This is a genomic window from Pseudomonas sp. NBRC 111119, from assembly GCF_001320125.1.
Lineage (GTDB): Bacteria > Pseudomonadota > Gammaproteobacteria > Pseudomonadales > Pseudomonadaceae > Aquipseudomonas > Aquipseudomonas parafulva.
The window spans coordinates 1-18357 of record NZ_BCAV01000004.1 but is presented as its reverse complement, the minus strand read 5'-3'; the positions used below and the strand labels follow the sequence as shown (position 1 = coordinate 18357).

The following is an 18357-nucleotide window of genomic DNA, read 5'->3' as shown; positions in this document are numbered from 1 at the left end:
GACTGCATTCATGACCGTGTTGAAGATGACCGACCTCGACCTAAAAGGTAAGCGCGTACTGATTCGCGAAGACCTCAACGTGCCAGTGAAGGACGGTGTGGTAACCAGCGACGCGCGTATCCAGGCCGCACTGCCGACCATCAAGCTGGCCCTGGAGAAGGGCGCAGCGGTCATGGTCTGCTCCCACCTGGGGCGCCCCACCGAGGGCGAGTTCTCTGCCGAGAACAGCCTCAAGCCGGTTGCCGACTACCTGAGCAAGGCCCTTGGCCGCGATGTGCCGCTGGTTGCCGATTACCTGAACGGTGTGCAGGTCGATGCCGGTGACCTGGTGCTGTTCGAGAACGTGCGGTTCAACAAAGGCGAGAAAAAGAACGCCGACGAGTTGGCGCAGCAGTACGCTGCGCTGTGCGATGTGTTCGTCATGGACGCGTTCGGCACCGCGCACCGCGCCGAAGGCTCGACCCATGGCGTTGCCAAGTTTGCCCAGGTTGCCGCCGCCGGCCCGCTGCTGGCGGCAGAGCTGGATGCCCTGGGCAAGGCACTGAAAGCCCCGGCCAAGCCGATGGCGGCCATCGTCGCCGGCTCCAAGGTGTCCACCAAGCTGGACGTGCTGAACAGTCTGAGCACCGTATGCGACCAGCTGATCGTGGGTGGCGGCATCGCCAACACCTTCCTGGCCGCTGCCGGGCACCCGGTGGGCAAGTCGCTGTACGAGCCGGACCTGGTCGAAACCGCCAAGGCCATCGCAGCGAAGGTGAGCGTGCCGCTGCCGGTTGACGTGGTGGTCGCCAAGGAATTCGCTGAAAGCGCCGAAGCCACCGTCAAGGCCATTGCCGACGTCGCCGCCGACGACATGATCCTGGACATCGGCCCGCAGACGGCTGCCCAGTTCGCCGAACTGCTGAAGTCGTCGAAAACCGTGTTGTGGAACGGCCCGGTTGGGGTATTCGAATTCGACCAGTTCGGCAACGGCACCCAGGTGCTGGCCAAGGCCATCGCCGACAGCGCTGCGTTCTCCATTGCCGGTGGCGGTGATACCCTGGCAGCCATCGACAAGTATGGTGTCAGCCAGGATATCTCCTACATTTCCACCGGGGGCGGCGCGTTCCTCGAGTTCGTCGAGGGCAAGGTGCTGCCAGCCGTGGCGATTCTGGAAGAGCGGGCCAAGGCTTGATGATTTCGTCGTCTGGCAAAGGGAGTGGCCTCATGGTCAAGCAATTGCTTGTCATGCTGTTGGCCGGCCTGCTGAGCGCCTGCTCTGGCAGCCCGGCGTCGCAGGACGACCCGACGCAGCCGCCCAAGGGCGGCTGCTACCAGTCCGAGTGGCAAGCCGAGACGGTGCCTGTGATCAGCAAGCGCGTGGGCCCCGACGGTTTGGAAAAGTACGACGAGGAACACCAGCGCAAGGCGCCAGGCTGCCCTTGATCGGGTGCCTGGCAACCTGAAGGCAGGTTTGTGGTCTTGTGAGTGGGCCCGCCCGCTTACGCGCTTTATGTGGCAGCCGGCTTGTCAACGCAACGAAGCGCGCTGACGGGGTGCAAGTTAGCCCAAACCGAGGAAACAGAATGAAAGCGTTTCTGGCCGTAACGGCCCTGGCAACCCTGGCAGGTTGCTCGCTGCTCAAGCCAGCGCAACCTGCCCCGGCAGACAACTGGACCCGCTGGGTCTGCGATACACAAACCGAAGTGCTGTGGCGCTTCGCCGACCCGCAGCAGGACCAGGTTGATGTCCGCCTGGGTGGCGGTGACCAGGTCTACCGCCTGAAGGCCGAGCCGGGTGCCTCGGGTGCGCTGTACAGTGACGGCATGCTGGCCTTCCACACCAAGGGTGATGAGGGCCTGGTGTACTGGGTGGCGACCAACGATCTGATTGGGCGGGGCTGCAAGGCACCGTGACTGGCCGGGCCGCAAGGTGGCCCACACAACTTGAACAGCAACCGCCCCTGCGGCAGGCTTGCACGAAACAACGACGCTTGTCGGGAGAGAGATACACAATGGCACTCATTAGCATGCGCCAGATGCTGGACCACGCCGCCGAGTTCGGTTACGGCGTACCAGCTTTCAACGTCAACAACCTCGAGCAGATGCGCGCCATCATGGAAGCGGCCGATAAAACCGACTCCCCGGTGATCGTGCAGGCCTCCGCCGGTGCTCGCAAGTACGCCGGTGCGCCTTTCCTGCGCCACCTGATCCTGGCGGCCATCGAAGAATTCCCGCACATCCCGGTGTGCATGCACCAGGACCACGGCACCAGCCCCGACGTATGCCAACGCTCCATCCAGCTGGGCTTCAGCTCGGTGATGATGGACGGCTCGCTGGGCGAAGACGGCAAGACCCCGACCGACTACGAGTACAACGTACGCGTCACCCAGCAGACCGTTGCCATGGCCCATGCCTGCGGCGTATCGGTTGAAGGCGAACTGGGCTGCCTGGGCTCGCTGGAAACCGGCATGGCCGGTGAAGAAGACGGCATCGGTGCCGAAGGCGTCCTGGACCACAGCCAGATGCTGACCGACCCGGAAGAAGCGGCCGACTTCGTCAAGAAAACCCAGGTAGACGCCCTGGCCATCGCCATCGGCACCAGCCACGGTGCCTACAAGTTCACCAAGCCGCCTACCGGTGACGTGCTGGCCATCGACCGCATCAAGGAAATCCACAAGCGCATCCCCAACACCCACTTGGTGATGCACGGTTCTTCCTCGGTACCGCAGGAGTGGCTGGCGATCATCAACCAGTACGGCGGCGACATCAAGGAAACCTACGGCGTGCCGGTCGAAGAGATCGTCGAAGGCATCAAGTACGGTGTGCGCAAGGTGAACATCGACACCGACCTGCGTTTGGCATCCACCGGTGCGATTCGTCGCCACATGGCGGTCAACCCAAGCGAATTCGACCCTCGCAAGTTCTTCGCCGAAACCGTGAAGGCCATGCGCGACGTGTGCATCGCCCGTTACGAAGCCTTCGGCACTGCCGGCCATGCCTCCAAGATCAAGCCGATCTCCCTGGAAGGCATGTTCCAGCGCTACGCCAAAGGTGAACTGGTGGCCAAGGTCAACTAAGCCACCGGCGATTCAAAAACCCGCAGCGATGCGGGTTTTTTTTGCCCCCAGGAAAGGTATGCCGCGCTTCAGCGCGCGGATTATGTCGGCGAGATGACTGCCGTTCGTCTACCTTGATCTCAACGAGTGATAGCTTTCTGATTGCAGTGCGTGCTATCGGCGTGCGTCTGGAGTACAACTGGATCAGGCGGTATTTTTGAAGTCGGTCACAAAATAGAGAAGCAGCATGGATGGCGCTCAACTCCAACACCTGTCACAGGATGGCAGCTCGGTTCTTCTGGTAGTCGATGATTACCCCGAGAACCTCATCAGCATGCGGGCCCTGCTGGCCCGTCACGATTGGCAAGTGCTGACCGCCGCTTCCGGGCTGGAGGCCTTGAACGCGCTGTTGGCAAACGACGTAGACCTGGTTTTGCTGGATGTACACATGCCGGAGATGGACGGCTTTGAAGTCGCACGCCTCATGCGCAGTAACCATCGCACGCGCTTCACCCCGATCATATTCCTCACCGCCAATGAGCAGTCCGAGGAGGCGGTGCTGAAGGGCTACGCCAGCGGCGCTGTGGACTACATGTTCAAGCCGTTCGACCCCAAGATCCTCAAACCCAAGGTCCAGGCCCTGCTCGACCAGCAACGCAACCGGCGTATGTTGCAGGGACTGACCCGTGAGCTGGAGGCGGCGCGGGCATTCAATGCGTCCATTCTGGATAACGCTGCCGAAGGCATTCTGGTGGTGGACGAGCAAGGCATCATCCGCTTTGCCAACCCCGCCATCTGCCGCCTGCTCTCGGCGCCGGTGCAGCAACTGCAGGGGGCCTACCTGTTGGGGCTGGTGCAACTGTCCAGCGCCACGTTGTGGCAGGAATCCGAGTTCTACCAGGCCTACCTGGCCCGGCGCATCTTCCGCGTGCACGATGCCCAGCTGCGCCGGTTGGGCGGTGAGCTGCTGCCGGTCGCCTTGTCGTGCGCGCCACTGCCAGCTGACCAGCAGGCCATGGTGGTGACCGTGCTAGACATGTCGGCGGTGCACAACCTGCACCAGCAACTTGAGTATCAGGCCATCACCGACCCGCTTACCGGGCTGCTGAACCGGCGCGGGTTCTACCAGGCTGCCGAAAGCGCGCTGCTGCGCAACGAGCGCTCGGACCGGGCCAAGGCACTGATGTACATGGACCTGGACGGCTTCAAGCGCATCAACGACTCGCTCGGCCACGATGCCGGTGACCGCGTGCTGCGCTGGGTGGCCGACCAGCTCAAGGACTGCCTGGGCAATGAGGCGCTGCTGGCGCGCATGGGTGGGGACGAGTTCACTGCCTTGTTCGACGGCCTGCCCTACCCGGAGCAGGCCGGGCGCTATGCTGAACGTTTGCTCGAACGCATCTCCATCAGCCATCAGGTGGATGGGCTGGATGTGTGCCTTGGGGTCAGTATCGGCATCGCCACGTACCCGGACTGCGGAGCGAATGTGGAAGGCCTGCTGCGTGCAGGCGATGCGGCCATGTACGCGGCCAAGCAGCAGGGGCGCCAGCAATACCGCTTCTACGATGAGGAACTCAACGGGCGGGCGCGGTCGCGGCTGATGCTGGAGGACGGCGTGCGCTCGGCCATCGAGCAGCAGGACTTCACCCTGGTCTACCAGCCGCAAGTGGCGTTCGCCGATGGCCGCCTGCGTGGCTTCGAAGCCTTGTTGCGCTGGCAGCACCCCAGTGTCGGTGACGTCCCCCCGGGCCTGTTCATACCCCTGCTGGAAGAAGCCCGGCTGATCAATCGGCTGGCCAGCTGGATCTACGGGCAGAGTGCGGCCCAGCGCAAGGCCTGGTACGCGCATTTTCCCAAGGACCTGGTGCTTGGCATCAGCCTGAGCCGCGCTCAGTTTGCCGCACCTGGGCTGGTGGACGAGCTGGAGCGGGTGATCCAGCGTTACCAACTGCAGCCGGCACACCTGGAAGTGGAAGTGGCAGAAACGTCGCTGATGTACAACATTGACGCGGCTGTAAAACAGATCGACCGGCTGCGCACGCTGGGTGTGCGGGTGGCCTTGGATGACTTTGGTGCAGGCGACTGCTCGCTGCGCATGCTGCGTGACTTGCCCATCGATACCCTCAAGCTCGATCGGCACCTGGTGGCGCGCCTGCCGGATTCGGCGGTGGATGCGGCGCTGGCGCGCAGTGTGCTGGGGCTGTGCGCCGACTACGGCATAACGGTGATCGCCGAAGGCGTGGAAACCCAGGCCCAGGCTGATTGGTTGAAGGCCAGTGGCTGCGCCTATGTGCAGGGTTTTCTGGTGGCGCACCCGATGACCGCCACCGACGCCGGCAGCTTCCCGGCGATTTTCCCCTGGCCAGCGACGTGATTGGCTAGAATCGCCATTCGTTTCGCCAACTGTGTTGCCATGAACGCCTTACGTTACTTGCAAGCCTACCCCCCGCACCTGCAGCAACAGGTGCGGCAGATGATCGATACTGACCGCCTGGGCGAGTACCTGCAGCGGCGCTACCCCGACCGCCACGCTGTGCAAAATGACAAGGCGTTGTACGGCTATGCCCAGGAGTTGCGCCAACGCTACCTGCGCACCGCCCCACCCCTGGACAAGGTGCTGTTCGACAACCGCCTGGACCTCACCCACCGGGCGTTGGGCCTTAACACTGCGGTGTCGCGGGTGCAGGGAGGCAAGCTCAAGGCCAAGAAGGAAATCCGCATCGCGTCGCTGTTCAAGGAAGCCGCGCCGCAGTTTCTGCGCATGATCGTGGTGCACGAACTGGCGCACCTGCGCGAGCGCGACCATAACAAGGCCTTCTACCAGCTGTGCCAGCACATGGAGCCGGACTACCACCAACTGGAACTCGACCTGCGCATCTACCTGACGTACCGGGAACTGCCAGGCAACTGTTAAGGACCACGTAGCATGGAAGTGAGCAAGACCAAAAGCAGCTTCTACCGCCGCCTGTACGTGGCCTGGCTGATCGACAGCCAGACTGCGACCAGCGTGCCCGCCCTGATGGAGGCGACCGGCATGCCGCGGCGCACCGCCCAGGACACCATTGCCGCACTGGCCGACCTGGACATCGCCTGCGTTTTCGAACAGCAGCCAGGGGCGCGTAACCATGCCGGGCACTACCGTATACAGGACTGGGGAGCGATTGACCGGCAGTGGATTGGCCGCCATTTGCAGCAGTTGCGCGAGGTGCTGGGTTACCCCTGAGCGGCATGCGCCGTACAGCACCTTGCATATGAAAAATCCAGGCTTCGGCCAGAATAGAGGCTAAATGACACTATTGGCCGCTGCCCTCGCCAGGCGCTTTGTGTAAGCTCAGCCGCAGTGTGTGCCCCTCCACGGCGAAAGGACTTGAACATGCGGCCATTGCTTTGTGTGCTCGGGTTGTTGGCAATGACAGTGGCGCTGCCCGCCACCGCACACGGCAAACTGCGCCTGGTGGCGGACCGCTGGCCGCCGTTCACCGATGCCAGCTTGCCGGGTGGAGGGCTGGCAACCAGTATCGTCACCACTGCGCTGGCCCGGGCCGGCTATAGCAGCGGCTTCGAAGAAGTGCCCTGGTCGCGGGCGCTGCTGGGCGTGAGCGAGGGGCGTTACGACGTGCTGATCAATGCCTGGTACAACGACGCGCGCACCCAAAGCGGGCTGTTTTCAAAAGCCTACCTCACCAACCGCATTCGCCTGCTGAAACGCAAGGGCAGCAGTTTTCGCTATCAGCGCATGGCCGACCTGTACCCCTATAGCATCGCCGTGGTTCGCGACTACGCCTATTCGGCCGAGTTCGACAGCGATCTACTCCTGCACAAGGTCCCTGTAAGCACCTTTTCGTCAGCTGTGCGCATGCTGGCGGCAGGGCGGGTGAGCCTGGCGATAGAGGACGAGTATGTGGCCCGGTATCACCTGCAGCGCGAACCCGAACAGGTGCGCGACACCGTTACCCTGGTGGAGCCGCCGCTTGCCGAAAACACCTTGCACATCCTGGTCAGCCTCAAGCACCCCGAGCACACGCGCATCGTCGCCCGGTTCGAACGGGCGATCGCGGCGATGAAGGCGGACGGCAGTTACGAGCAACTGCTTCACCGATACGGGTTATGACCCCCGTCAAAGGGCCGGTGCATCTTTCTTCATCAAGTGTGCAGCCAGGGTGCGCAACGGCCCTAACTGGCGGCAGATCAACGCCAGTTGGGTTTGCACCAGCCTTTGATGCTCATCCACGTCATCGGGCATCTGCTCCAGGGCATTGGCTAGGGCTTCTTCGGCATCGCTGTGGATGTCTACCGGCAACCCCGCCGACAGGCCGTTGGCGATTTCGTCGAGGCTGTTGGCCAGGCTGCCGCCTGCGCCTTCGATCAGTTGCTCCTGCACTTCGGCCGGCAGGGCTGTGTCGCGGTGGGCGCCCAGCCCGGAGAGGTAGCTGAGCAACGTGTGGGACAGCACCAGGAAGCGGAAGCCCACGTCCGCTTCCTTGCGGAAGTGCCCAGGCTCCATCAGCATGTTGGCCAGGGTGGTAGACAGCGCTGCATCGGCGTTGTGGGCGTTGCGCCGTGCCAGGCGATACGCCAGGTCGTCGCGCTTGCCGTAGGCGTACTGCTGCATGATCTGGCGCAGGTACACACTGGCGCAGGCCAGGGTGTTGGCCAGCGCCTTGTTCAGCCGCCGCCCCTGCCAGTCCGGCAGGAACAGGAACACCGCCATGATGGCGATCAGGCTGCCCACCAGGGTGTCGAACAGGCGCGGCAGGAACAACCCGTAGCCGTCGCCGATCTGGTTGAAGCAGAACAGCACCATCAGGGTGATCGCGGCAGTGGCCAGGGTATAGCGGGTGGTACGGTTGACGAAGAACACCACCCCGGCCACCACGGCGAACAACGACTGGATGACCGGGTTGGGGAACAGGTCGAACAGCGCCCAGCCGACGGTCAGGCCAACGGCAGTCCCGATGATCCGCTGCACCAGCTTGCGCCGTGTTGCACCGTAGCTGGGCTGGCACACGAACAGGGTGGTGAGGATGATCCAGTAGCCCTGGGTAGGGTGGATCAGGTGCACCATGCCGTAGCCGATCGACAGCGCCAGCGGCAGGCGTAGCGCATGGCGGAACACCAGGGACGTGGGCGTCAGTTGCGTGCGCAGCCGCTTCCACACGTCCTTGAGGGTGCGCGGCGAGCGGTCCAGCAGGCTGCTGTCGCTGGCGTCCGCCAGGCTGTCCGGGTTGCTGGCCGCACTGAGCAGGCGGTCCAGCGTGGCCAGGTTAGCCGCCAGCGCCCGCAGCGAGCGCAGCAGCCCGCGCCAGGCCGGGTTGTTCTGGTTGCGCAGGTACTCCAGCGACGCGTTGAGGTCTTCGAGTGCCTCGGCAAAGCCGCTGGCCAGCACGAACGGCTGGCGCAGGCGTATCGAGCGGGCCAGCTCCTGGCAGGACGAGCCTTGTTTGCGCAGCAGCCGCTGGCAGCGGAACATCACGTCGCTGTGGAAAAACGCCTCGGTCAGAGCGTTGTAAGGGTAGTGCGAGGCGCTGACCCTTTCGTGGATGTCCTGCGCCAGGAAATACAGCTTGAGGTAGCGGCTGACCTTGGAGTTGGGCTGGCTGTTGCCCACCCGATGCAGGATGATCTCCTTGGCGGCGTTCAGCGCCGCCACTACCTTGCCGTTCTGCTGGGCCAGTTCCAGGCGGCGGGCCTCTACATCCAGGGTGCGGATGGGCTCGAACAGGCTGGCCTTGAGCTTGAGGTAGGTGCCTAGCTCGAAATACAGCTTGGCCAGGCTTTGCTGCACCGGCTGGTTGGAAAACAACGCCTGCCACAGCACGGACAGCAGCCCATACCAGGCGGCGCCGGCCACCAGCAGCATGGGCTCGTGCCAGAAGTCCGTCACCATGCCACCGCGCTGGTCCACCCCGATCATGGTGTAGACGGCGGTAATCAAGGTGGCAGAGGCAATGGCGCCATAACGCTCGCCCAGCGCGCCCAGCATGGTCAGCGCGAACGCGGCCAGGGCGAGTGCGGTCACGAACAGCAAGGGGTAGGGGAACAGCAGTTCCACGGCCAGGGCGGCAATGGCAAAGCACACCAGGGTGACGGCCAGGGCGCTCAGGCGGCCCTGCCAGCTGTCGTCGGTCTCGGCCAGGGCGCTGGCGATGATGCCGAGGAACAGCGGGATCAGCAGGCCCATTTCGTTCTGGTGCCAGCACAAGGCCAGGCTGCCGGTGAGGGCGATGGTTACCCGGATGCTGTAGCTGAACTTATCCTGGCCCCACAGGCGACGCAGTGACTGACGCAACGAGCTCGATGACATGATGGCCTGCTAGGCAGTGATCGAATGAATGCATTGAACACGGACCAGCAAGAAGCGTTCCGTGCTGCGCAATGAATTCTACCCTACACGAACTGCGCTGCGGCATTGGCCGAGGCCCAGGCCCACTGGAAATTGAAACCGCCCAGGTGGCCGGTCACATCCAGCACTTCGCCAATGAAGTACAGCCCCGGGCTCTTGAGCGATTCCATGGTCTTGGACGACACCTCGCGGGTATCAACCCCGCCCAGGGTTACTTCGGCGGTGCGGTAACCCTCGGTACCGGCCGGCACCACCTGCCAGTGGGCCAGCGTGTCGGCGATGTGCTGCAGCTCGGCCGGGGTGTACTGCTTCATGGGCCTCGAGTTGAACCACTGCTCCGCCAGCAGGGTGGCCAGCTTGCGGGTGAACACCTCGCCCAGCACCGTCTTGAGTTCGGCGTTGGCGCGTTCGGCCTGCATCTGTTGCAGCCAGCCCAGTGCATCGCGGTCGGGCAGCAGGTTGATCTCGACGGTGTCGCCGGCTTCCCAGAACGATGAAACCTGCAGGATGGCCGGGCCACTCAGGCCACGGTGGGTGAACAGCAGGTTCTCGCGGAAGCTGCTGCCGTTGCAGCTGGCTGTGCAGTCCAGCGAGGTGCCGGACAGCTCGGTACACATGGCCTTGAGTTGCGGCTCGGTGATGGTGAACGGCACCAGGCCGGCGCGGGTGGGCAGCAGCGTGTGGCCGAACTGGCGCGCCACCTGGTAGCCAAACCCGGTGGCACCCAGCGTGGGGATGGACAGGCCACCCGTGGCGATCACCAGGGACTGGCAGGCGAACGTACCGCCGCTGGTTTGCAGCCGGTAGCCGCTGTCGGTTTTCTCGACCTGCTCGATGCTGGTGTGCATGCGGATTTCGGCACCGGCTTCATCGCACTCGGCCAGCAGCATGTCGAGGATGTCGCTGGCCTTGTTGTCGCAGAACAGCTGTCCGAGCTTTTTCTCGTGGTACGCCACGCCATGCTTGCAGACCAGCTCGATGAAGTCCCACTGGGTGTAGCGGGCCAAGGCTGATTTGCAGAAGTGCGCGTTGTGCGAAAGGAAGTTGCCCGGCTCGGTGTACAGGTTGGTGAAGTTGCAGCGCCCGCCGCCGGACATGAGGATCTTTTTGCCGGGCTTGTTGGCGTGGTCGAGGACCAGCACCTTGCGGCCACGGCGGGCGCTGAGCTGGGCACACATCAAGCCGGCGGCGCCGGCGCCGAGAATGATTACATCGGTGGAGTGCACGTTCTGAACCTTCAGATTTGAAATGCTGAGCCCTGTGGGGCCTTACAAAATGCGGACTTTCAGGGACCGACCCTTGATCTTGCCGCTGTTGAGCCGCTGCATGGCCTGCTTGGCCAGTGCCCGTTCCACGGCAACGAATGCCTGGAAGTCGAAGATGGCGATTTTACCCACCTGCTTGCCCGGGATGCCCGCATCCCCCGTCAGCGCACCCAGGATGTCGCCCGGGCGCAGCTTGTCCTTGCGCCCGGCGGCGATGCACAGGGTGCTCATGACTGGCAGCAGCGGCTCGCCGCCCTTGTTCTTCAGGCTGTCCAACGGGTCCCAGCGCAACGGGCTGTTCTGCAAGGCTTCGATGGCCTGGGCCCTGTGGCCCTCGGCCGGCGCTACCAGGCTGACGGCAATGCCCTTCTCGCCGGCACGGCCGGTGCGGCCCACCCGGTGCACGTGGATCTCGGCGTCGCGGGCCAGTTCCACGTTGATGACCATGTCCAGGCCGTCGATGTCCAGGCCGCGGGCTGCCACGTCGGTGGCCACCAGGACCGAGCTGCTGCGGTTGGCGAACATGGTCAGCACCTGGTCGCGGTCACGTTGCTCCAGGTCGCCGTGCAGCGCCTGGGCGACGATGCCCTTGGCGGTGAGGTGGGCGACCACATCCTCGCATTGCTGCTTGGTGAAGCAGAAGGCCACGCAGGACTGCGGGCGATAGTGGCCCAGCACGCGGGTCACCGCCTCCAGGCGCTGCTGGGGGTCGATCTCGATGAAGCGCTGTTCGATCTGGTTGTCGGTGTGCAGGCTCTCGACTTTCACCTGCTGCGGGTCGCGCATGAAGTCTGCCGCCAGTTGCTTGATGCCGGCCGGGTAGGTGGCCGAGAACAGCAGGGTCTGGCGACGTGCCGGGGTCTTGCCGATGATGCTGGCGATGGCATCGAAGAAGCCCATGTCCAGCATGCGGTCGGCTTCGTCCAGCACCAGTGTGTTGAGCCCGCCGAGCACCAGGGTGCCTTTGTCGAGGTGTTGCTGGATACGCCCCGGCGTGCCGACGATGATGTGCGCGCCATGCTCCAGCGAAGCGATCTGCGGGCCCAGGGACACCCCGCCACACAGGGTGAGGATCTTGATGTTGTCCTCGGCCCGCGCCAGGCGGCGCAGCTCTTTGGCCACTTGGTCGGCCAGCTCGCGGGTGGGGCACAGCACCAGGGCTTGGCAGCCAAAATAGCGCGGGTTGATGGGGTTGAGCAGGCCGATGCCGAAGGCCGCGGTCTTGCCGCTGCCGGTCTTGGCCTGGGCGATCAGGTCCTTGCCTTTGAGAATGACCGGCAGGCTCTGGGCCTGGATGGGCGTCATCGAGGCATAGCCAAGGGCGTCCAGGTTGGCCAGCATGGCGGAAGACAGCGGCAATGTGGCAAAGGCGGTGGAGTCGGTGGTCACGAGACAGGCCTGCGGTGCGAAGCGAAAAATGCCGCACAGTCTACCAGCCTCGATGCCATTCCCCCTAAGACTCCATGTGCTGTTCCGGACGACGGGCACGCCTTCCGTCCGTGGGTGCCAGCTGCAGGAAAATCGCCGCAGCCAGCATGGCCATGACGCCGATGGTGAAGAACGTCAGCTGGAAGGCGCCAAGGGTGGTTTCAACGCCTTCGGCGCTGCCCGCCGCCGTGAACCCGCCCAGCAACGCGCCAGCACAGGCAACGCCCAGGCTCAGCGACAACTGTGCCACCACCGACAGCAGGCTGTTGCCGCTGCTGGCGCTGGCGTCGTCGAGGTCGATCAGCGTTACCGTGTTCATGGCGGTGAACTGCAGGGAGTTCACCGCCCCCAGCAGGCCCAGTTGCACCAGCAGCAGCCAGTACGGCGTCTGCTCGTCTACCAGGCCCAGGCCGGCCAGCAGCAGCCCCAGCAGCAACGTGTTGCCGGTGAGGATGATGCGGTAGCCCAGGCGCTCGATCAGCGGCCGGGCGATGGACTTGGCGAGCATGGCGGCGGCGGCCAGCGGGATCATGCTCATGCCGGCCTGGGCTGGCGAGTAGCCAAGCGCCACCTGCAGCAGCAACGGCACCAGAAACGGCAGGGCACCGCTGCCCAGGCGGGCGAACAGGTTGCCGAGGATGCCGATGGCGAAGGTGCGTACGCGGAACAGGCTGGGTGAGAACAACGGCTCCGGGTCGCGCCCGGCGCGCAGCCAGTACGCCGCCAGGCAGGCCATGCCGGCGAACAGCAGCAGCATCACCCGCAGGTGGGGCAGGTGCAGCTCCCCCAGGCCTTCCATGGCGATGGTGATCAGCACCATCGCTGCGCCAAACAGCACAAAGCCCGGGCCGTCGAAGGTGGTGCGCTCAGCGCCGCGCAGGTCGGGGATGAACTTCCACACCGCATAGCAGCCAATCAGGCCCACCGGCAGGTTGAGCAAGAAGATCCAGTGCCAGCTCAGGATTTCCACCAGCCAGCCGCCCACCGTGGGGCCAAGCAACGGGCCGAGCAGGCCGGGGATGGTGATGAAGCTCATGATCCGCACCAGCTCGGTGCGCGGGTACGCGCGCAGCACCACCAGCCGGCCAACCGGCAGCATCAGCGCCCCACCGAGCCCCTGCACGATGCGCGCGAAAATCAGGAAGCCCAGGCTGTTGGCGACTGCGCACAGCAGCGAACCGAAGCTGAACAGCAGGATGGCACTGAAGAAGATGCGCTTGGTGCCGAAGCGGTCGGCGATCCAGCCCGAGGCCGGGATCAGCAGGGCGACGGTGAGCATGTACGAGATGATCACCCCCTGCATGCGCAGGGGGTCTTCGGCCAGGGACCGGGCCATGGCTGGCAGCGCGGTGTTGAGGATGGTGCCGTCCAGCGACTGCATGAAGAAGGCAATGGCCACTACCCACGGGATCCAGCGGGCGGTGACAGGGTCCAGCGGGGTGCGTTCGGGCATGACGTCCTCGTTTGTCGTTACCGGCCCCATCGCGGGGCTGTGGCGCACGCCCGTGTGGCGGTGGGCTTGCCCGCGATGAGGCCGGTAATGCCAGTCACAATGTCAGGTTAAGCCCTTTGACCAGTGCCCCCGGCAAATGACTCGATCCGGTACTGCGCTGCCCATAGGTACTGGTCGACAGGATCATCTCCCGCTCCTGGGTCAGGTCTTCCAGCTGGCTGCCCAGCAAACTGTACAGGCTGTCGTCGAAGCGCATGGTATTCACCGGCCCCTGTATCGCCCCGTTCTCGACCCAGAACGTGGCAAAGCGGGTCAGCCCGGTCATGCGCGCTGCGGGCAGGTCGGAGTAGTTCAGGTACCACAGGTTGCTGATATACAGGCCGGTGCCGAGGCGCTGCAGTACCGCTTCGCTGGGCAGGTTCCCGCCGGCCATGCTCAGTGCACAGGGCGATTCGTAGCTGTCGGCGCCATTGGCCACCCGCTGGAACTCTGCGGCGCTGCGTGCACTGGTCAACTGCTGGCGGGCCTTGCCGTGCTGAATCAGCGGCACGTCCATGCGCGGCGAGCCTTCATCGGAAAACGCCGGGCTCAGCGAGCCGCTGACCTGCTCGCTGAAACTCACCAGCGGGCTCAATTGCCCATCGCCGTTGTACAGGCGCTGCAGGGCACTGTTACCGGTGGCCAGGGCCTGGGCCGAGAAGCCTCCCCAGCACAGCATCCCGGCAATTTCGTCCATGGCTGCAGGCGCGAGGTACGCACGATAGCTGCCAGGCTTCAGGGTAATGGCCGGCTGGCCCAAAAAGCCCAGCTGGTCACGGGCCTGGCGCAGGCGCTGGGTGAAATCACTCGCGTTCCAGGCTTGCCCGGCATAGTTGGCTTTGACGGCCTGGCCATTCTCGTGGAACAGGCTCCAGTCCATGTTGAAGCTGTTGGCCTGGTGCCACCCGAAGGCGCCGAACGAGCTTGCAAAGCCACGGCACACCGGGCCGGCGGCATAGATACCGACCAGGTCCAGGTCACCTGCCTCGCGTTCGATCAGCGCCAGTACTTCATCGAGCACCGGCAGCGGCGCTGCCTGGCAGCTCAGGCTGTTCCAGGGGGCGGTGTTCAGTTGCAGATACGGGTCTATTGGCAGCAGGGGTAGCGTCTGGCGTAGCAACTGCATGGCAGCCTCCAGCCGTTGGCCGTCTACCTGTGCCTCACCGCTCAAGGTGACCAACTGCTCGGCCTGGCGGCCGTCGCGGATCAGCCGCAGGTGCGCGCTGGCCTGGCTTACATCCCCCGCCTGGCGCACCTTGGCGTGGTTGAAACGCACAAACCGGGACTGCTCGGCGCTGTAGCCGAGGGTGAATTGCTCGCCGGCGTGCAGGGCGTTGTGCGCCACCCCCACCAGGGCTTCGAAAGCATGTTGCATCAGGCCTGCCCTCCGAACACGTCGATCTGGCGGAACACGCAGGCTGGGGCCGCATGGCCGACCCTTACCACCTGGTTAGGCTCGCCCTTGCCGCAATTGGGCGTGCCCAGCACCTGGAACGTGCTGCGGTCGCCGACGGCGGCCAGGTTGCGCCAGAACTGCGCCGAGATACCGCGGTAGTTGGGGTTCTTGACGATGCGCTTGAGCTCGCCGTTCTCGATCAGTTGCCCCCATTCGCAGCCGAACTGGAATTTGTTGCGGGCGTCATCGATCGACCAGGAGCGGTTGGTGCGCATCAGGATGCCGTGCTCGATACCCTGAACCAGTTGTTCCAGTGACCGGTCACCCGGCTCGATGTTCAGGTTGGCCATGCGGTCGATAGGCGCCCTGTTCCAGCTACAGGCACGGCTGTTGGCAACGCCCTCCAGGCCAGAGCGGTACTGCGACAGCGCGCCCCCCAGCGGGCGCAGCAACACGCCGTCACGGATCAAAAACTGCTTGGTTGCCGGGGTCCCGTCGTCATCGAAACCATAGCTGGCCAGTTCTTCGCTTATGGTCGGATCGAACGTCACGTTCAGCAATGCCGACCCGTATTGCAGGTGGCCAAAGTCACTGGCTTTTATGAAGCTGGTGCCCGCGTAGTTGCGCTCGTCGCCCAGGATGCGGTCCATTTCCAGGGGGTGGCCGATGGACTCGTGAATCTGCAGCATCATCTGGTCGGGCATCAGCAACAGGTCACGCTGGCCCTCAGGGGTGTTGGGCGCCAGCAGCAGTTGCAGGGCCTGGTCGGCCACCCGCTGGGCCGCGCCTACCAGGCCGCAACGCTCGACGACCTCGAAGCCACCCTGCTGGCCGAAGTTTTCCCGGCCCAGGCTGCGGCTCTGGCTGTCCTGGCCATCGCTGGCGGTGACGCTCAGGCCGGGGAACAGAAAGCGTTGAGCATGGCGCAGCTCGGCGCCAGCAGAGTTCAGGTAGGTTTGCTCCACCACACTCACGCCCAGGCTGGCTTGCCAGTCCACCAGTCGCTCATCGGCGGGCACGCTGGCTGACTCTGCCGCGAGCAGGGCCAGGCAGTTGGCAAGGGAGGGTATGGCCTCATCGAAATGGGGCGAGACAACGTCATGCTGCCCAGTGGGAACGGCCTGCCCACGCAGGTCGAGCAGGCTGTGCCGGGCGATTTGCCGCGCCAGCGCCTCGGCCTGTTCCAGTGCACGCTGAAGGCCTGCCTGGCTGAGGTCGGCAGTGGCGGCGTAAGCCTCTACCCCAGCCACCCGTGCGGTCAGCATGGCGCCTTCGTCCTGGCTGAAAAACGGTGGTTCGGCTACGTTGCGCCGCACCGACAGCGCCTGGTGCGACTGTTTGACATGACGCAGGGAAAACACCTCGGCCGAACTGCGCAGCGCGGCGAAGCGCTGGCGCAGCAAGGCGCTGGAATCGAACATGGGCAGGCCTCCGTTTGCGCGGTGGCTCCCCCTTAGAACCACTCATCCTGCATGCCGAGGCAGGTCGCATCGCGGGCCTCGAGCAGTGCCAGGTCATTATGGCAGCCAGGTACCTCCCAGGTCAGGAAATAACGCGCCGCCTGCAACTTGCCCCGGTAGAAGTCGCGGTCACCGTCATCACCCTTCAATAACCCGAGCTCGGCGTGGATGGCTTGCTCCAGCCAGCGCCAGCCGATCACGCAATGGCCGAACACTTTCAGGTACAGGGCCGAGTTGGCCAGGGCCTGTGCAGCGTGGCCCTGCGCGAGGTCGCCAAGCAGGGCCAGGGTTACCGCCTGCAGGCGGTTGACCAGCTTTTCAAGCGGCTCGCGCAGCGAGTCCAGGTTGGGGTGGTGGCTGGCGCGTTCGCCGGTGGCTGCCACCAGGCGCATCAGTTGCTTGAGGCCGGCGCCGTTGTGCTGCGCCAGCTTGCGGCCGAGCAGGTCGAGTGCCTGTATGCCTTCGGTGCCTTCGTGAATCGGGTTCAGGCGGTTGTCGCGGTAGTACTGCTCCACGGGGTACTCACGGGTGTAGCCGTGGCCGCCCAGTATCTGCACCGCCAGCTCGTTGGCCTTGAGGCAGAAGGCCGAAGGCCACGACTTGACCACAGGGGTGAGCAGGTCGAGCAACTGCTGGGCCTGCTCGCGTGTAGCCTGGTCGCGGGCTGTGTGGGTATCGTCGAACAGGCGCGCCGCATACAGCCCCAGGTCGAAAGCGCCTTCAACGTAGGCCTTCTGTGCCAGCAACATCCGCCTCACATCGCTGTGGGCGATGATGGGTACGGGTGGGGTGTGCGGGTTCCTGTCTTCCAGTGGCCGGCCCTGGGGGCGCTGGCGGGCATAGTCCAGTGAGTACAGGTAGCCCGCGTAGCCTAGCATCACAGCGCCCATGCCCACGCCGATGCGGGCTTCGTTCATCATCTGGAACATGCAGGCCAGGCCTTGGTGCGGCTGGCCGACCAGGTAGCCGATGCACTGGCCGTTGTCGCCGAAGTTGAGCGCAGTGGAGGTGGTGCCGCGCCAGCCCATCTTGTGGAATAGCCCGGCCAACAGCACGTCGTTGCGCGGGCCCAGGCTACCGTCGGGGTTGACGCGGAACTTGGGCACGATGAACAGGGAGATACCTTTCACCCCGGGTGGGGCGTCCGGCAGCTTGGCCAGCACCATGTGCACGATGTTTTCCGACAGCGCGTGATCACCGCCGGAGATGAAGATCTTGTTGCCCTTGAGCCGGTAGCTGCCATCGCCCACCGGCTCGGCGCGGGTGCGGATATCGGCCAGCGACGAGCCGGCGTGGGGTTCGGTCAGGGCCATGGTGCCGAAGTATCGGCCTTCGATCATGGGTTGTAGAAACAGCCGCTTCTGTTCCTCGTTGCCAAAACTCTCGATCAGGTTGGCGGCGCCCATGGTCAGGAAGGGGTAGGCAGTGGTGCCGGCGTTGGCCGCCTGGAAGTGGGCAAAGCAGGCCTGTGACACCAGGCTGGGCAGTTGCATGCCGCCGGCTTCGAAATCCCTGTTGGCGTTGAGAAAGCCTGCCTGGAGAAAGGCGTCGACGGCGGGTTTGACCTCGGGAATCAACTCGGCGCAGCCGTTCACATAGCGCGGTTCGTTTTCATCGGCCTTGCGGTTGTGCGGTGCGAAGCATTTCTCGGCAATGGTGCGCGCCGTGGTCAGCGCTGCGTCGAAGGTTTCGCGGCTGTGCTCGGCGAAACGCGGGCGCTGGGTGAGGGCTTCGGCGTCGAGTACTTCGTACAGTTCGAAGGCCAGGTTGCGGGGGCTGAGCAAGGTCTCGGGCATGGTCGCGGTCCTGAGGCGGAATGCGGCGAGTGTAGGGGGGTGGTTGTGGGAGGGACAGGTTAATAGGTGTGGGTGATATCGGTTTAGAACGTAGTAGCGGCATGCCGGTACTTGCCTTGGTGTTTTCTGCGCTTATGAGA

Annotated in this window: 15 protein-coding genes; 8 read left to right on the top strand and 7 right to left on the bottom strand. The window is 64.3% G+C overall.

Annotated elements, in window-relative coordinates; genetic code table 11:
- Positions 1 to 10: 10 nt before the first annotated feature.
- The 8 genes from APH25_RS00555 to APH25_RS00520 all read left to right on the top strand — a co-directional run bounded on the left by APH25_RS00555 (position 11) and on the right by APH25_RS00520 (position 7148).
- The gene (locus tag APH25_RS00555) at positions 11 to 1174 is read left to right on the top strand and encodes a phosphoglycerate kinase (RefSeq protein ID WP_060480725.1); all 1164 of its coding nucleotides are present in this window, start codon (positions 11 to 13) and stop codon (positions 1172 to 1174) included.
- Positions 1174 to 1425: a hypothetical protein gene (locus tag APH25_RS00550; protein ID WP_060480724.1), complete on the top strand. Its 252-nt coding sequence runs from the start codon at positions 1174 to 1176 to the stop codon at positions 1423 to 1425. Before APH25_RS00555 ends, APH25_RS00550 begins: the two co-directional genes overlap by 1 nt.
- A 140-nt stretch (positions 1426 to 1565) precedes the next feature.
- The gene (locus APH25_RS00545; protein ID WP_028631896.1) at positions 1566 to 1895 is read left to right on the top strand and encodes an MliC family protein; all 330 of its coding nucleotides are present in this window, start codon (positions 1566 to 1568) and stop codon (positions 1893 to 1895) included.
- A gap of 98 nt (positions 1896 to 1993) precedes the next feature.
- On the top strand, positions 1994 to 3058 hold the full coding sequence (gene fba, locus APH25_RS00540; RefSeq protein ID WP_028631895.1) for a class II fructose-bisphosphate aldolase: 1065 nt from the start codon (positions 1994 to 1996) through the stop codon (positions 3056 to 3058).
- 226 nt (positions 3059 to 3284) lie between these two features.
- On the top strand, positions 3285 to 5411 hold the full coding sequence (locus APH25_RS00535) for a bifunctional diguanylate cyclase/phosphodiesterase (protein WP_060480723.1): 2127 nt from the start codon (positions 3285 to 3287) through the stop codon (positions 5409 to 5411).
- 39 nt (positions 5412 to 5450) lie between these two features.
- Entirely contained in the window at positions 5451 to 5951 is a 501-nt protein-coding gene (locus APH25_RS00530; RefSeq protein ID WP_028631893.1) for a M48 family metallopeptidase, read from the top strand.
- Positions 5952 to 5963: 12 nt separating this feature from the next.
- Positions 5964 to 6260, top strand: coding sequence for a helix-turn-helix domain-containing protein (locus tag APH25_RS00525; RefSeq protein ID WP_028631892.1), 297 nt, complete (start codon positions 5964 to 5966; stop codon positions 6258 to 6260).
- 150 nt (positions 6261 to 6410) lie between these two features.
- The gene (locus APH25_RS00520) at positions 6411 to 7148 is read left to right on the top strand and encodes an ABC transporter substrate-binding protein (RefSeq protein WP_060480722.1); all 738 of its coding nucleotides are present in this window, start codon (positions 6411 to 6413) and stop codon (positions 7146 to 7148) included.
- Positions 7149 to 7154: 6 nt separating this feature from the next.
- Here the strand turns inward: APH25_RS00520 and yccS are convergent, their stop codons facing one another.
- The 7 genes from yccS to APH25_RS00485 all read right to left on the bottom strand — a co-directional run bounded on the left by yccS (position 7155) and on the right by APH25_RS00485 (position 18217).
- Entirely contained in the window at positions 7155 to 9341 is a 2187-nt protein-coding gene (gene yccS / locus APH25_RS00515) for a YccS family putative transporter (RefSeq protein WP_028631890.1), read from the bottom strand.
- An 83-nt stretch (positions 9342 to 9424) separates the two neighbouring features.
- Positions 9425 to 10606, bottom strand: coding sequence for an NAD(P)/FAD-dependent oxidoreductase (locus tag APH25_RS00510; RefSeq protein WP_028631889.1), 1182 nt, complete (start codon positions 10604 to 10606; stop codon positions 9425 to 9427).
- Positions 10607 to 10648: 42 nt separating this feature from the next.
- A complete protein-coding gene (gene dbpA, locus APH25_RS00505) occupies positions 10649 to 11986 on the bottom strand; it encodes an ATP-dependent RNA helicase DbpA (protein WP_256217464.1) in 1338 nt (445 codons plus the stop codon).
- A gap of 112 nt (positions 11987 to 12098) precedes the next feature.
- Positions 12099 to 13526, bottom strand: coding sequence for a multidrug transporter subunit MdtD (gene mdtD, locus APH25_RS00500; protein WP_028631887.1), 1428 nt, complete (start codon positions 13524 to 13526; stop codon positions 12099 to 12101).
- A 94-nt stretch (positions 13527 to 13620) separates the two neighbouring features.
- Complete coding sequence (locus tag APH25_RS00495) at positions 13621 to 14940, bottom strand: TldD/PmbA family protein (protein WP_060480720.1); 1320 nt, start codon at positions 14938 to 14940, stop codon at positions 13621 to 13623.
- The gene (locus tag APH25_RS00490; protein WP_060480719.1) at positions 14940 to 16382 is read right to left on the bottom strand and encodes a TldD/PmbA family protein; all 1443 of its coding nucleotides are present in this window, start codon (positions 16380 to 16382) and stop codon (positions 14940 to 14942) included. The genes APH25_RS00495 and APH25_RS00490 overlap by 1 nt, the downstream gene beginning before the upstream one ends.
- A gap of 32 nt (positions 16383 to 16414) precedes the next feature.
- Entirely contained in the window at positions 16415 to 18217 is a 1803-nt protein-coding gene (locus tag APH25_RS00485; RefSeq protein ID WP_060480718.1) for an acyl-CoA dehydrogenase, read from the bottom strand.
- Positions 18218 to 18357: the final 140 nt, after the last annotated feature.